General features: G+C 39.9%; 10 protein-coding genes. 5 read left to right on the top strand and 5 right to left on the bottom strand.

The genetic code is table 11. From position 1 onward, the window contains the following. The first annotated feature begins 228 nt into the window (after positions 1-228). A complete protein-coding gene (locus IW510_RS20440) occupies positions 229-4,584 on the top strand; it encodes a PolC-type DNA polymerase III (RefSeq protein ID WP_202062886.1) in 4,356 nt (1,451 codons plus the stop codon). A 78-nt stretch (positions 4,585-4,662) separates the two neighbouring features. On the opposite strand, the gene IW510_RS20445 is transcribed toward IW510_RS20440, so the two are convergent. Then, positions 4,663-5,661, bottom strand: a complete 999-nt coding sequence (locus IW510_RS20445) for an NAD(P)-dependent oxidoreductase (protein WP_202062887.1) — start codon at positions 5,659-5,661, stop codon at positions 4,663-4,665. 560 nt (positions 5,662-6,221) lie between these two features. On the opposite strand from IW510_RS20445, the gene zapA reads away from it, so the two are divergent. From zapA to trxA, 4 genes are all read left to right on the top strand, one after another. Next, on the top strand, positions 6,222-6,674 hold the full coding sequence (gene zapA / locus IW510_RS20450; protein WP_202062897.1) for a cell division protein ZapA: 453 nt from the start codon (positions 6,222-6,224) through the stop codon (positions 6,672-6,674). 18 nt (positions 6,675-6,692) lie between these two features. Next, positions 6,693-7,241: a CvpA family protein gene (locus tag IW510_RS20455; RefSeq protein ID WP_202062899.1), complete on the top strand. Its 549-nt coding sequence runs from the start codon at positions 6,693-6,695 to the stop codon at positions 7,239-7,241. Between the two features lie 96 nt (positions 7,242-7,337). Beyond that, on the top strand, positions 7,338-9,704 hold the full coding sequence (locus tag IW510_RS20460) for an endonuclease MutS2 (protein ID WP_202062901.1): 2,367 nt from the start codon (positions 7,338-7,340) through the stop codon (positions 9,702-9,704). A 194-nt stretch (positions 9,705-9,898) separates the two neighbouring features. Further along, positions 9,899-10,213, top strand: a complete 315-nt coding sequence (gene trxA / locus IW510_RS20465; RefSeq protein WP_202062903.1) for a thioredoxin — start codon at positions 9,899-9,901, stop codon at positions 10,211-10,213. A 65-nt stretch (positions 10,214-10,278) separates the two neighbouring features. On the opposite strand, the gene IW510_RS20470 is transcribed toward trxA, so the two are convergent. From IW510_RS20470 to IW510_RS20485, 4 genes are read right to left on the bottom strand one after another with little or no spacing between them, the layout of a single operon-like run. Beyond that, positions 10,279-11,112 carry a hypothetical protein gene (locus tag IW510_RS20470; RefSeq protein WP_202062905.1) on the bottom strand — a complete coding sequence of 278 codons (834 nt, stop codon included), beginning with the start codon at positions 11,110-11,112 and terminating at the stop codon, positions 10,279-10,281. A 59-nt stretch (positions 11,113-11,171) separates the two neighbouring features. Further along, complete coding sequence (locus IW510_RS20475; protein ID WP_202062907.1) at positions 11,172-11,933, bottom strand: hypothetical protein; 762 nt, start codon at positions 11,931-11,933, stop codon at positions 11,172-11,174. 53 nt (positions 11,934-11,986) lie between these two features. Further along, positions 11,987-13,660, bottom strand: a complete 1,674-nt coding sequence (locus IW510_RS20480) for a DUF4474 domain-containing protein (protein ID WP_202062909.1) — start codon at positions 13,658-13,660, stop codon at positions 11,987-11,989. Further along, on the bottom strand, positions 13,651-14,013 hold the full coding sequence (locus tag IW510_RS20485; RefSeq protein WP_202062911.1) for a hypothetical protein: 363 nt from the start codon (positions 14,011-14,013) through the stop codon (positions 13,651-13,653). Before IW510_RS20485 ends, IW510_RS20480 begins: the two co-directional genes overlap by 10 nt.

Genomic DNA, 14,013 nt, shown 5'->3' on the forward strand with positions numbered 1-14,013 from the left:
GAAAATGAGGCAGTGTTTTCTCGTATACGCTCGATTGTATTTCCGAAAATTTAATAGTATACTTAACAATGTTCAGACCTATAAATGGGAAAGAATGAGTGCTGGAAAAGCTTTTTTTACAACAGTATCTTTTTGATAAAACGAAGGTATAAAAAAGATAAGGCATCGTTTTCCCCAAGGGTCTTTTTTGTCCGCAGAGAGCTATAGTAGTAAGAGGAGGTTCGATTTTTGGAGCAAGAACAAGACTTATTTAAAAAATTATTGGATCAGATCCAGTTAGAAGAATCTGAAAGAGAGCATCCCATCTTAAAAGAAGGAAAGATAAAGAAGGTGTTGGTGCACCAAAAAAGCCGACTTTGGGAATTTCATTTGGAAATGCCTGAAATTTTACCGGTTATGTTGTATCAATCGTTGATTCAGCATATTGAACTTGGGTTTCAACAAATCGCTGCAACATCTGTTACGATTGAAACAGCGAATGGTGGAGCTTACACAGAACAGCAATTAGTAGATTACTGGCAGCTGGCACTTCTGAATAATCAATGTGAGTCTCCGTTAGTTCAACGGGTGGTGAAGCAGCAGACACCGCTTATACAGGATCAGAAGGTTATTTTACCTGTAGACAATGAGGCGGTCATCTCTTATCTGAAGCAGCAGTATTTACCGATTATTGAAAATCTATATAGCCAATACGGGTTTAAAAGGTTTCATATTGAGCCTAAAATGGATCAGCAGCAGGCGGAGCGTGTGCTGAAGTTGTTTGAAGAAAGAAAGCAAGAACAAGCAGAGGCTTTCCAACAGCAGGCAGCCGAGTCTCTTGTGAAGCATGAGCAGCGCAAAAAGGAAAAACAGGCATCCGTGGGCACATTAGATGGACCTGTTAAGCTAGGAAGAAATATCCCAAGTGATGAAGCAATTCTGCCGATGTCCAATATTTTAGAAGAAGAGCGTCGTGTCACAATTGAAGGATTTATTTTCGATAAGGAAATTCGGGAGCTGCGTTCAAAGAGAAAAATCTTGATTTTGAAAATTACCGATTACACATCCTCTTTTATTGTGAAGAAATTTTCGAACGGTGAGAAGGATGAACAGGTTTTTGAAGCGATTAAGCCGAAAAGTTGGATTCGTGTTCGAGGAAGCGTTCAGGAAGACACCTTTATGCGTGACTTAGTAATGAACGCCCAGGATTTGATGGAAGTCACTCATGAATCAAGAAAAGATTATCTGCCTGAAGGCGAAAAAAGAGTCGAGCTTCATGTCCATAGCAACATGAGTACAATGGACGCAACAAACAATATTGGCGATTTGGTAGCCCAGGCTGGAAAATGGGGGCATAAAGCGATTGCGATTACCGACCATGGTGGAGCACAGGGATTCCCGGATGCCCACAGTGCCGGTAAAAAGGCAGGAGTCAAGATTCTTTATGGAGTTGAGGCAAATGTCGTTGATGATGGTGTTCCAATTGCTTATAATGAAGCACATATTGAACTGAGTGAAGCAACCTATGTTGTTTTTGACGTGGAAACGACAGGTCTATCCGCAGTTTACGATACAATCATTGAGCTTGCGGCAGTCAAAATGCATAAAGGAAATATTATTGAGACTTTCGAGCAGTTTATTGATCCGGGGCATCCGTTATCACAAACGACAATCAACCTGACAGGAATTACAGATGAGATGGTTCGAGGGTCGAAATCTGAAGAAGAAGTACTAAGATTATTTAAGGAATTTGCTGAGGGAACTATTTTAGTCGCCCATAATGCTTCCTTTGATATGGGCTTCTTGAATACAAGTAATGGAAAATATGGGATTCCGGAAGCGGAAAACCCAGTCATCGATACGTTGGAGCTATCTCGTTATCTGCACCCTACCTTTAAGAGTCATCGTTTGAATACGTTGTCCAAGAAGTTCGGTGTCAATCTTGAACAGCATCACCGTGCAATTTATGACTCGGAATCAACGGGTCACTTATGCTGGATATTTTTGAAGGATGCGAAAGAGAACCATCAAATGATTTATCACGATCAGCTGAACATGCATATTGGTGAAGGTGACTCCTACAAGCGAGCTCGACCTTTCCATGCAACTATTTTGGCAACCACTCAAGCGGGATTGAAGAACCTGTTTAAGCTGATTTCAATGTCAAACGTTAATTACTTCTTCCGAATTCCAAGAATTCCCCGTTCTCAATTAAACAAACTGCGTGAAGGCTTGATTATTGGTACGGCGTGTTCAAATGGTGAGGTCTTTGAAGCGATGATGCAAAAAGGGGTAGAAGAAGCAAAAAATCGGGCGAAATTCTATGACTACATTGAGGTAATGCCAAAAGCGGTTTATGCGCCGTTATTGGAGCAGGAACTAGTTAAAAATGAAGCCGATTTAGAGGAAATTATTAAAAACCTGATTAAAATTGGTGATGAGCTGGATAAGCCGGTTGTTGCTACCGGGAACGTTCATTACTTAAACGAAGAGGATAGTGTCTACCGTAAAATTCTTATTGGCTCTATGGGAGGAGCCAATCCACTGAATCGTAGCAGCTTACCAGCGGTTCATTTTAGAACGACAGATGAAATGCTGACAGCTTTTAATTTTCTAGGTGAGGAAACAGCCAGAAAAATTGTCATTGAAAATACAAATGCGATTGCGGATATGTGTGAGGAAATCACTCCGGTGAAAGATGACTTATATACACCGAAAATTCCTGGTTCTGAGGATGAGATTCGTAATCTTAGTTATTCAAGAGCCAAAGAGCTTTATGGTGAACCGTTGCCTGATATAGTTGAAAAGCGATTGAAAAAAGAGCTGGACAGTATCATCGGAAATGGGTTTTCGGTTATTTACTTAATCTCGCAAAAGCTTGTACACAAGAGCATGGAGGATGGCTATTTGGTTGGTTCGCGGGGGTCTGTTGGGTCCAGCTTTGTAGCAACGATGACAGGAATCACAGAGGTTAATCCTTTAGCACCTCACTACCATTGCCCAAACTGCCAATACTCAGAATTCTTTGAAGACGGTTCTTATGGTTCCGGCTTCGATATGCCTGAAAAGAGCTGCCCAAATTGCGGCGCACGTCTGTTTAAAGATGGTCATGATATTCCGTTTGAAACGTTCCTTGGTTTCCATGGGGACAAGGTCCCCGATATTGACTTGAACTTCTCCGGAGATTATCAGGCTGAAGCTCATGGCTATACGAAGGTTCTGTTTGGGGAAGAGTATGTTTACCGAGCAGGAACGATTGGTACGGTTGCTGATAAAACAGCTTATGGTTTCGTGAAGGGCTATGAAAGAGATCATAATTTACATTTTCGGGCTGCTGAAATTGATCGATTGGCAAAAGGCTCTACAGGTGTGAAGAGAACCACTGGTCAGCATCCGGGGGGGATTATTGTTATCCCCGACTATATGGATGTCTATGATTTTACGCCGATTCAATTTCCAGCAGATGACCAGGATGCTGAATGGAAAACAACGCATTTTGATTTCCATTCCATTCATGATAATGTCCTAAAGCTTGATATACTTGGACACGATGATCCTACCGTCATTCGGATGCTTCAGGACCTTTCCGGAATTGATCCTAAAACTATTCCTACCGATGATCCTGAGGTCATGCGCATTTTTGAAGGAACAGAGGTACTCGGCGTTAATTCAGATCAGATATTCTCCAAGACCGGAACACTGGGTATCCCAGAATTCGGTACTCGTTTTGTTCGGGGCATGTTGGAGCAAACACACCCATCCACCTTTGCTGAGCTGCTGCAGATTTCCGGACTTTCTCACGGAACCGATGTATGGCTGGGGAATGCAGAAGAGCTGATTCGTCGCGGTGAAGCCAATCTTGCAGAGGTAATTGGTTGTCGAGATGATATCATGGTTTATCTTATTCATGCCGGATTGGATGATGGCATGGCGTTTAAAATCATGGAAACAGTGCGTAAAGGACTATGGAATAAGATTCCTGATGAGTTAAGGGAAGAGTACCTGAAAGCTATGCGCGAGAATAATGTGCCTGAATGGTACATTGATTCTTGTTCCAAGATAAAGTATATGTTCCCCAAAGCCCATGCGGCTGCCTACGTTTTGATGGCATTACGGGTAGCATATTTCAAAGTGTATTTCCCGATTCTTTATTACTGTGCATATTTCTCTGTCCGTGCGGATGATTTTGATTTGGTTGCTATGTCTCAAGGGAAAGAAGCAACGAAAGCACGTATGAAGGAGATTCAGGATAAAGGGCTTGAAGCGTCAACAAAAGAGAAAAACCTGCTGACGGTTTTAGAGATTGCCAATGAAATGCTGGAAAGAGGCTATAAATTCAGTATGATTGATTTGTATAAATCTGATGCAGAAAACTTTGTTATTGATGGGGATACCTTGATTGCACCATTCCGTGCAGTACCAAGCTTGGGATTGAACGTGGCGAATGCAATCGTTGAAGCAAGACAGGACCGTGAGTTCCTATCTAAAGAAGATTTAGCAACCCGCGGAAAGGTATCAAAAACACTGATTGAATATATGAATGATAATGGTGTATTGAAGGATTTACCTGATGAAAATCAGTTGTCATTATTCGATATGCTATAAGATGTAAAATGAAAACAGCAATCTGACTAAGCCATTTCATAAAGCTTAATCAGATTGCTGTTTTATTTGTTAAGTTTCTTAGTCTAAAGGAATTAGGCTGTCTGTTTGTCCGGTTTTTTCTAGTTCTAAGAGGCTGTTTAAGGAGCTCTCCATCAAAATTTTCGATGCTTCGAGTGTATAAAAGGCAATATGAGGCGTTACAATAACTGTATCCAGAGCAAGAAGATCGGCAATGTAAGGATGCTCCCTAGTCTGTTCTTCTTTCGTTTTATTGATATACAGGTCTTCGTTTTCCAATGTATCCAGTCCGGCACCACCAATTGTCCCTGCTTCCAGAGCTGAAAGAAGAGCTTTAGTATCGATTAATGGGCCACGAGCTGTATTTATAATTAGTGCATCTGGTTTCATTACGCGTAGTAGTTTTTCATCAATTAAATGGTGATTTTCCGGTGTGTAAGGCGTATGCAGACTAAGAATATCTGCTTTTTCGGCTACGGCTTCAATGGTTGGCAAATACGTTAATATTGACTCGACATTCTTTTTTGGAAACTTGTCATAGCCAATAACATTGGCTCCTAATGAGCGGAATAGCTCAGCAGTAGTTAGACCAATATGTCCGGTTCCGATGATGCCTACAGTCAGGTCATGAATTTCTCTGCCAATCAATCCATCAAGAACAAAGTCTTGCTGCTGTTCTCTTTGTAAAAGCCTTGGCATATGTCGAAGCAGCATAAAGCTTAGTGTTAGTGCATGTTCAGCAATCGCGCGGGGGCTGTATACTGGCACATTCGCTGCTTTAATGTTATATTTTTTTAGGTATTCCTTTGACAGCCCATCAATGCCGGCAGAACGGGTGGACAGAAATCGAATCCCATAGTCTGCCATTTTTTGATAGGTAGCTTCATCATGGACAGCAGCCATTTGTTGAAAAGAAACAGCATCTGCGTTTTTTGCTAAGCTGATGGTCTCAGCATTCAATTCTTGATCACTTGTTTCCAGTGTAATGCCATATTCAGCAGCCCATTGCTCTGCAACAGGTTGTTCTTTTTTACCGATACCGAAGATAAAAATTTTCATAAAAATCTTCCTTTCTTGTTCTGTGATACGTCAAAGTTTTGACATATCTTGAGAGATAATGCTTAAGCAATTGAAGCTGATGATGACACAGGTACCAATCTGTTCAAGAGTGGATGATGACTGCCACCATGAGCTAAAATCTAAACTCGTAAAAAAGTAATGAATTCAGGAGAGTCAGCCGATTAAAAATGGGTTTCCTATATCACTCAAAGTCTGGTCGAACTCATTCAACTTTTCCTAATGTCTAGTTTCACAGATCAGCTCAATCGGTGATAAGATAAACTGATTTCAATGATGTCCCTTATCACTGAATCATTTTCCTATATCACTCATGAGCTAGACGATATGTTCAACTTTTCCTATTTTACGGAATTTTTGGTTTATTTCCAAGCAAAGAGTGTTAAGTTATCTCTAAAGCAATGGAGAATAATTTTTTAAAACCTTTAATTTTTTCTATAAGTAGCATATAATATAAAAGGATTGTTCTCAGGAAGCGTATCCTCATAGAGGATTCATGGTATAATACAGCTTTACGGGTTTATTTACAGGAGGAGAAAAATATGGCAAAAGATAAAACAAGATACAAAGCGATGATAGCGAATCATACGTATACAATTATTGGACAGGAAACAAAAAAACATATGGACTTGGTTACACGTATTGTCAACGAACAGTTAGCTGAAATCAAGCATATATCTCCTCAGACCAATACCGAACAGGCTTCCGTCCTTTTAGCTGTCAATGCTGTTTCAGACCAATTGAAAAAACAGGAAGAAGTTTTGAAGCTGAGGCAAGAGGTTGAAGAACTGAAACGCCGCACTATCAGAATTACTGAACTGGAAAATAGAATCAAGCGAATCGAAGCAATCGAAGAGGAAGCAAAGGGCGTACTGAAGAAAAACGGCCAAGAAGATGTTGAAATCCATAATCATATGGAAGCGCAGCAAATCCTAAATGAGAATCGGAAACAACAGATTCAAAACAAAGGGACACAGGATACCCAGGAAAACTAAGCTTGAAAGGGTGGCAGGATGCTAACATTACTGATACTTATTATTTTAGCTGTTGGATTTTACAGCGGTGCTAAAAGAGGATTTGTTCTACAGATTTTATATAGTGTGGGTTACCTGATTTCTTATTTGGTAGCGAAGAGCAATTACAAAGCTTTGGCCTCACATTTAGAGTTATATATTCCCTATCCTTCTGCGACACAGGAAACAAAATTGGTGTTCTTTAATCAGGAGATTATTCTTGAGCTGGACCAAGCCTTTTATGGGGCAGTTGCGTTTCTGATTATACTGTTTGCCGGATGGCTAATCGTTCGTTTTGCCGCAATTTTTGCGCGCGGACTGACATTTATGCCTGTCCTGAAACAGGCTGATTGGGTTGCCGGTGGCGTTTTAAGTATGGTAGTGTTGTATATAGGTATATTTCTTGTTTTAAATGCGGTCTCTATGATTCCGGTGGATTTTATCCAGAATCAATTTGAGAGCAGTGGGCTGGCCCGTTTCATGATTAAAGATACACCGATATTTTCGAAGCAAATCTATAATCTATGGGTGGAGCAAATGATTAATTAACAAAAAGTTGAATGGAAGGTTGAGACAATGCCCGACAGGCTCTTTGTTTCAACTTTTTTTGTACAAGGGAAGCATAAAGGAATCGAAGGTGAAAAAATGAATAAAAAGATTTTATCAACACTTAATTTTGATAAAGTGAAGCAGCTCATGATTGAGTATACAGTTACTGCTCAAGGGTTGGAAGAAATTGAACAGCTTTTGCCAAGCAATGATGCTGCTGTCATCCAGTCATGGTTGAATGAAACGGAAGATGGTCTGAAGGTACAGCGTTTACGTGGTGGAATTCCTGTTCCAAAACTAGAAAATATTCGCCCGCATATCAAGCGTATTGAAATTGGGGCAGATTTAAATGGAATTGAACTGGCTCAAATTGGTCGCGTTCTTTCCACTACAAGTGAGCTGTCACGCTTTTTTGATGATTTAAAGGACAGTGAAATTGAGCTGTTCCGATTGTATGAATGGACAGAGCAGCTGGTGACTATTCCCGAACTGAATCGAAAATTGAAAACAGCTATTGCTGAGGATGGGTATGTTCAGGATGAGGCTTCTCAGGAGCTGAAAATCGTTAGAAATAATATTCGCAGAAGCGAACAGACAATTCGTGAGCAGCTTGACGGTATTGTTCGCGGGAAAAATGCTCGCTATCTAAGTGATGCCATTGTGACAATGAGAAATGAGCGCTATGTAATTCCTGTGAAGCAAGAGTATCGTGGGATTTTTGGCGGTGTTGTTCACGATCAAAGTTCTTCCGGTCAAACACTGTTTATCGAGCCGAAACAGATTGTTGAATTGAACAATCGTTTACGCCAACACCAAATTGCTGAGCGGAATGAGATTGAACGAATACTGGCAGAACTATCAGCTGAGTTGGTTCCTTACCAACAGGAAATCATCCATAATGCTTACGTTCTTGGTAAGTTTGATTTTATCAACGCGAAAGCTCGATTTGGAAAAGAATTGAAGGCTATCGTTCCTGCATTGAGCCTGGAAAATCATGTTTTTCTTAAACAAGCCAGACATCCGCTGTTGAATCAGGAACAGGCTGTAGCCAACGACATCATGCTTGGCGATGAGTATCAGGCGATTGTTATTACAGGGCCTAATACCGGTGGTAAAACCATTACATTAAAAACGCTGGGCTTATTACAGCTGATGGGACAGTCTGGTTTGCCGATACCGGCAGATGAAGAAAGTGTCATCGGGATTTTTAAAGAAATTTTTGCTGATATTGGGGATGAGCAATCCATCGAACAAAGCTTAAGTACGTTCTCCTCTCATATGACGAATATTGTTGATGTCCTAGGAAAGGTAGATGAACAAAGCCTCGTACTTTTTGATGAATTGGGTGCAGGAACAGACCCACAGGAGGGCGCAGCATTGGCAATCTCCATTTTGGATGCGTTAGGAAGTAAAAGTGCTTATGTGGTTGCTACGACACATTATCCTGAGCTGAAGGTATACGGTTATAATCGTGCAAAAACAATCAACGCCAGCATGGAGTTTGATGTGGACACACTTAGCCCGACGTATCGACTGTTGATTGGTGTTCCGGGACGAAGCAATGCGTTTGAAATTTCTCGCCGATTGGGATTGGACGAAGCGATTATTGGTGAAGCGAAGCAAATTATGGATGGAGAAAGCCAAGATTTGAATGAAATGATTGCTGACCTTGAGAATCGCAGGAAAATGGCGGAGACTGAATACTTGGAGGTTCGTCATTTTGTAGAAGAATCTCAAGTTCTCTATCGCGATTTAAAGAATGCTTATGACTATTTTATTGATGAACGAGAGAAGGAAATGGCAAAAGCCCGCAAACAGGCAAATACGTTAGTCAGCGAAGCGGAGGAAAAAGCCGAAACAATTATTTCTGATATCCGCAAGCTTCAGTTGGAAAGCGGCAATCAAGGTGGAGTGAAAGAACACCAATTGATTGATGCTAAAACCAAACTGTCAAATCTTCATCATCAGGAAAATCATTTAGAAAAGAACAAAATCCTGAAGAAAGCTAAGGAGCAGAAAAAGCTTAAAGAAGGCGACGAAGTGATTGTAAATACTTATGGTCAGAGAGGAACTCTTTTGAAGAAATCTGGCGCAGACAGCTGGCAAGTACAACTGGGGATTTTGAAAATGACGGTCAATGAGTCAGATATGACCTTAGTTGGAAAGGAAAAAGAGCCTGTTCAGAAGATTACGTCAATTCGCTCGGCTGAATCAAGTCATGTTTCCAATCAATTGGATTTACGAGGGAAGAGATATGAAGAAGCATTGGCAGAAGTAGACCAATATTTGGATGCTGCGATACTTGCCGGATACCCTCAGGTGACAATTGTTCACGGCAAAGGAACAGGTGCACTACGTACAGGAATTACGGATTATTTAAAAAATCATCGTAGTGTGAGCAGCTTTGAGTTCGCTCCGGCAAACCAAGGTGGGAACGGGGCAACAATCGTCAAATTTAAATGATGCAAAGTGAGAAAGCTATCGCTTTGACTTGAGAAGAAGTCATTTGATTTAGTGGCAAACATTAGAGAAAGGATATTATCCTTCTAATGAAGCAGCTAAGCGACGTTTCTCTTACTATTGGTAAGCAGAAAAATAGTCTAACAAAGCGGTAAGTGTTATAATAAGTATGTACTTAGAAATAGGAGGAATGAAAGATGGCTGAAGCAATTACAGATGCAACATTCGCTGCTGAAACAGACGAAGGATTAGTCCTGATTGACTTTTGGGCAACATGGTGTGGTCCTTGTCGTATGCAAGCGCCAATTCTAGATCAATTATCAGGTGAATATGAAGAAGACGAACTGAAAATCGTGAAAATGGATGTTGATGAAAATCCGGAAACACCAGGTTCATTCGGAATCATGAGTATTCCAACATTACTGTTGAAAAAAGACGGTGAAGTTGTTGAACGTCTAGTTGGTGTTCATTCAAAAGATCAATTAGCTGACGTAGTCGGTAAATATCTATAAAAGCAAAAAGAATCAATGGTCTTTGACCATTGATTCTTTTTTTTGCAAAGCTCTAGTTTTAGAAACTATTCTGCTGCTTTTTCCGGTAAATGTTTCCATACAACACCGTAATCATTGAATCCACTTACGTTATACGTGTCTTCTTGATCCAATGGTTTCAAATCCTTTTTGATCATTTCTTCAGAATCCTTACCAAAATTGGAGGTATGGTTGTTGATTTGGTGCGAAATATAGAATCCGTAATAATATTTAGTATTTCCACCTAGATGATTGGAAATACCATAATATAGGTGGTTACTCAAAATAAATTCTAAATCAAAGGTTTGTTCTTGTAAATCAAATATAGAGTTGTAGATTTTGGTAATTTCAGCAATGTATGTCTCAGCATCTTTTCCTGAACTTAAAACAACACTAATTTGATATCTGCGCCGAGTATGTTCAAAGAACTCATCGACAGTCCAGTCTAAGTTGTTAAATGTATCACTTTCATCCCAATCATCTAATGTGATGGCATAGTTCTCGACAAAATCAAATTGATTTAAAAGTGCTTCAATCGGCTCTGCCAGTTTTTCCATATAGAAAGAGGGGAGATAATCCGTCCAAAGCTTTCCATCGGCTGTAATCCCAGAATTAGCGACATTACCATCTTGGTCGGTGATGTAAGAGTACAGGCTGGTTCCGTAATTTTCTCCATTCAGTGTGTATGTGTTTTTATCTCGTGAATAAATAGTAAATGTTCGTCCTTCAAACTCTTTCTCCAATGTGTCGATTAAAAAAGCTTCGGCCTTTTCTTGAGAAGTAAATTCATCGGTGTGTTCAGTTGTATCTGTTATTTTGCATCCTCCTAAACCTAGAGTGATGACAAAAAGTAATATCACTAATTGAGATGTTCTCCTCATGCAAGACTTCTCCTTTTCTAAAATAACTTGAGCAGGAGCGGCTTCAGTTGTTTTAGAAATCATTCTGTTATTTTTTCCGGCAAATGCTTCCATACAACACCGTAATCTTCAAAGAGGTTACTGTAAAAATCATCTTCAGCGTGATTTGGTTTTAAATCATCTTCAAAATAGGATTTTGGATCTTTTCCAAAATCTCCTACATGGTTATGGATGGATTGGTGAATACGATTTGAAAAAATTTTTTCTATTCCAGAGTTTCCAGCTTCACGAACATAGTAGCTTCCTTCAATATAGAATTCCATATCAAAAGACTCGGTGATTCCTTTATAAACATGCTCATAGACTTCATAGGCCTGATTCACGTATGTTTCTTTGTCTTGCTCTTGAGGAAGAAATAGTTTGATTTGATATACACGTCGAGTATGCTCAAAGAACTCATCAACAGTCCAGTCTAAGTCGTTAAATGAATCACTTTCATCCCAATCATCCAATGTGATGGCGTAGTTCTCAATAAAATCAAATTGATTTAATAAATTTTCAATCGGCTGTGCCAGTTTTTTCATGTAGTAAGAGGGGAGATAATCTGTCCACAGCTTACCATCAGCTGTAATCCCGGCATTGGCGATATTTCCATCTTGGTCAATGATGTAGGAGTACAGGCTGCTTCCATATTTCTCTCCGTTCAGCGTGTACGTGTTTTTATCTCGTGAATAAATAGTGAACGTTCGCCCTTTAAATTCTTCTTCCATCGTGTCAATTAAAAAAGCTTCGGCTTTTTCTTGAGAGGTAAATTCATCGGTGTGTTCAGTTGTATCTGTCATTTTACATCCTCCTAAACCCAGAGTGCTGATAACGAGCAATGATGCTAGTCTGCTTATTTTCCCCATGTATATGTTACCGTCCCGTCTGGATTATTCTTAAGTTCTGTCACTTGCCCATCTTGACTCATTTGTGCAACAAGAGCATCTCGTATTTCTCTGTCCGGAATGTAAAGAACAGCTTTATTGTATAAATTGCTTTTGTTTTGATTCGGATCAGATTTAATTGCCAAGTTCCAGTAATGTGTGCCGTTTGAAGCACCATTTGTTTCCTTTTTTGTATCATTAGTTATTAGCATTTTATCTGTTTCTTTTGCGTAAGTCTCATTATACATTCGAATCTGATTGGCTTCATCAGCGACTGGCTGCCAGCCTTTACCGCCGATTGTTTGTCCTACATGCTCAGGAGCGCTGAGTGAATTATTTGCATCTCGGACATACCAGCCTTGTTCTGCACCGTAGGCTTGTCCAAATCCATAGGTTCCTTTCCAAAGCTGATAGCGGTACTCTTTGCCATTAACTTGGAATTCGTAGACGCTAGTATTTAAATCCATTCCCAGCGGATAACCAAAATGATCATACGTATCACCAAATCCAAAATGACTTTGCATACCGGATTCGTTGGTATAGTAATAATCTTCCTTCGCATTATATTCAAAACTCAAGCCATTCTTGATTGTTTGATTTAGTCCTGGCGTACTATATAAGCCGTTTTCCAGCATATTTTTAAAATCATAGCCGCTCATATCTTTTATTGAAGAAATATCAAAGCCAACAGCGTTTGCTACTTTTTGTAACAGAGGATTTGCGGCAAATAGGTGTACAATTGTTGAACCAGAGTCTATCATACCACTGATTTGATAGTGTAAATAAAACATTAAAACATCTTTTTCAACATCTGTTAAATTACCATCTAGTAATAGGCGCTCTATTGCGAAAAGCTTTGCACTTTGAATCGTACCGTTTGGATTCAAATTAAAAATTTTCCTTAAAGCTTCCGTGTATTCTTTTTCCCTTTTCAAGAAGGCTTCGCGACTCTTCTTATAGTGTGCTGCGGCTTCTTTTGACTGAAGGGTTGTAAACCAGCTTTTATCCACACCAGCTGGAAATGAGTAGGTTCCATCGCTATTTACGGTTGTGTCATTTAATACTAAAACACCTTGCATGGCTAATTCTAAATCATTTAGACTGCTTGTAAACAGACTGGTGGTTTGAGAAGAAAAACGATAAAGCTTTTCCAGCTTCTCATTCAATTTCTCAATGTCCTCTTGAAAGGTATCTGCCATGCGAGTTAGACTTTTTTGGAAGTCGAGTAATGAGTCAAGTACAGCAGCGACCGGATTACTTCTTAAGGTAGTTTTAGTAATAAGGGCAGAGGCATCAACTGCCGCTTTCATCATTTTTTTTGTAGCAATTTGCTGCTGCAGATTCTCTTCATCCAAATATCCTTCGCTTGAAATTTCCTGATCTGCCGTCTGATAGTTTTGCAATTCCAGCTCGATTTTATCAACGGCTGTAGTCACTCGTGTAATGGTAGGGATAATCAGCTCGCTAAATAAGCCTTTTCCGGCAGTATAAGCAGCGCCAGCCAGTGATTGTCCGTCAACTGCGGCCACAACCTTTTGGCTTCCTGATTTTAACTGATCAACAACGTCTTTTCCACTAGCTAGGTTGCTGGTTAAGGCTTGAATCAGTTGTGCGGATTCATCGCTTGAATAAATTAATCCCAAGATTGCTCCCTCCGTTCTTTATAAAGCATTTCACGCTCTTCATCTATTTTAGCGGTTTCATTTTTGTAGGCGGTCGCGATTTGCTCATTTGATTCTTGGAGTAGTTGTCGAAATAACCACTCTTGCTCTTCGGTTTCTTGTTGTATCGCCAAGCTATTAGGATGACCATATCTGGAAATCTCGTTGTTTAGTGAAGCTAACTTTTGAAAACCTAGTTGAAGGTCTTCTTCCAGATTTTGGATGGTATGTTCCAGCTTTCTCTTTTCATCTCCGAGATACTCAAGTTGATTTTCGTTCTCTAAGATTAATTGGTCATAGGCAGCACGTTCTGGCTTATCAATAGTATCCTTCAA

Origin of the sequence: Enterococcus sp. BWR-S5 (assembly GCF_016745255.1) — a bacterium.
In the GTDB taxonomy this organism is placed as follows: Bacteria; Bacillota; Bacilli; order Lactobacillales; family Enterococcaceae; genus Enterococcus_L.

Bases quoted from the DNA above. Each gene is read 5' to 3' on its own strand.
- IW510_RS20445 (WP_202062887.1), bottom strand. From the start codon at position 5,661: ATGAAAATTTTTATCTTCGGTATCGGTAAAAAAGAACAACCTGTTGCA.
- zapA (WP_202062897.1), top strand. From the start codon at position 6,222: ATGGCAAAAGATAAAACAAGATACAAAGCGATGATAGCGAATCATACG.
- IW510_RS20455 (WP_202062899.1), top strand. From the start codon at position 6,693: ATGCTAACATTACTGATACTTATTATTTTAGCTGTTGGATTTTACAGC.
- IW510_RS20460 (WP_202062901.1), top strand. From the start codon at position 7,338: ATGAATAAAAAGATTTTATCAACACTTAATTTTGATAAAGTGAAGCAG.
- trxA (WP_202062903.1), top strand. From the start codon at position 9,899: ATGGCTGAAGCAATTACAGATGCAACATTCGCTGCTGAAACAGACGAA.
- IW510_RS20470 (WP_202062905.1), bottom strand. From the start codon at position 11,112: ATGAGGAGAACATCTCAATTAGTGATATTACTTTTTGTCATCACTCTA.
- IW510_RS20475 (WP_202062907.1), bottom strand. From the start codon at position 11,933: ATGACAGATACAACTGAACACACCGATGAATTTACCTCTCAAGAAAAA.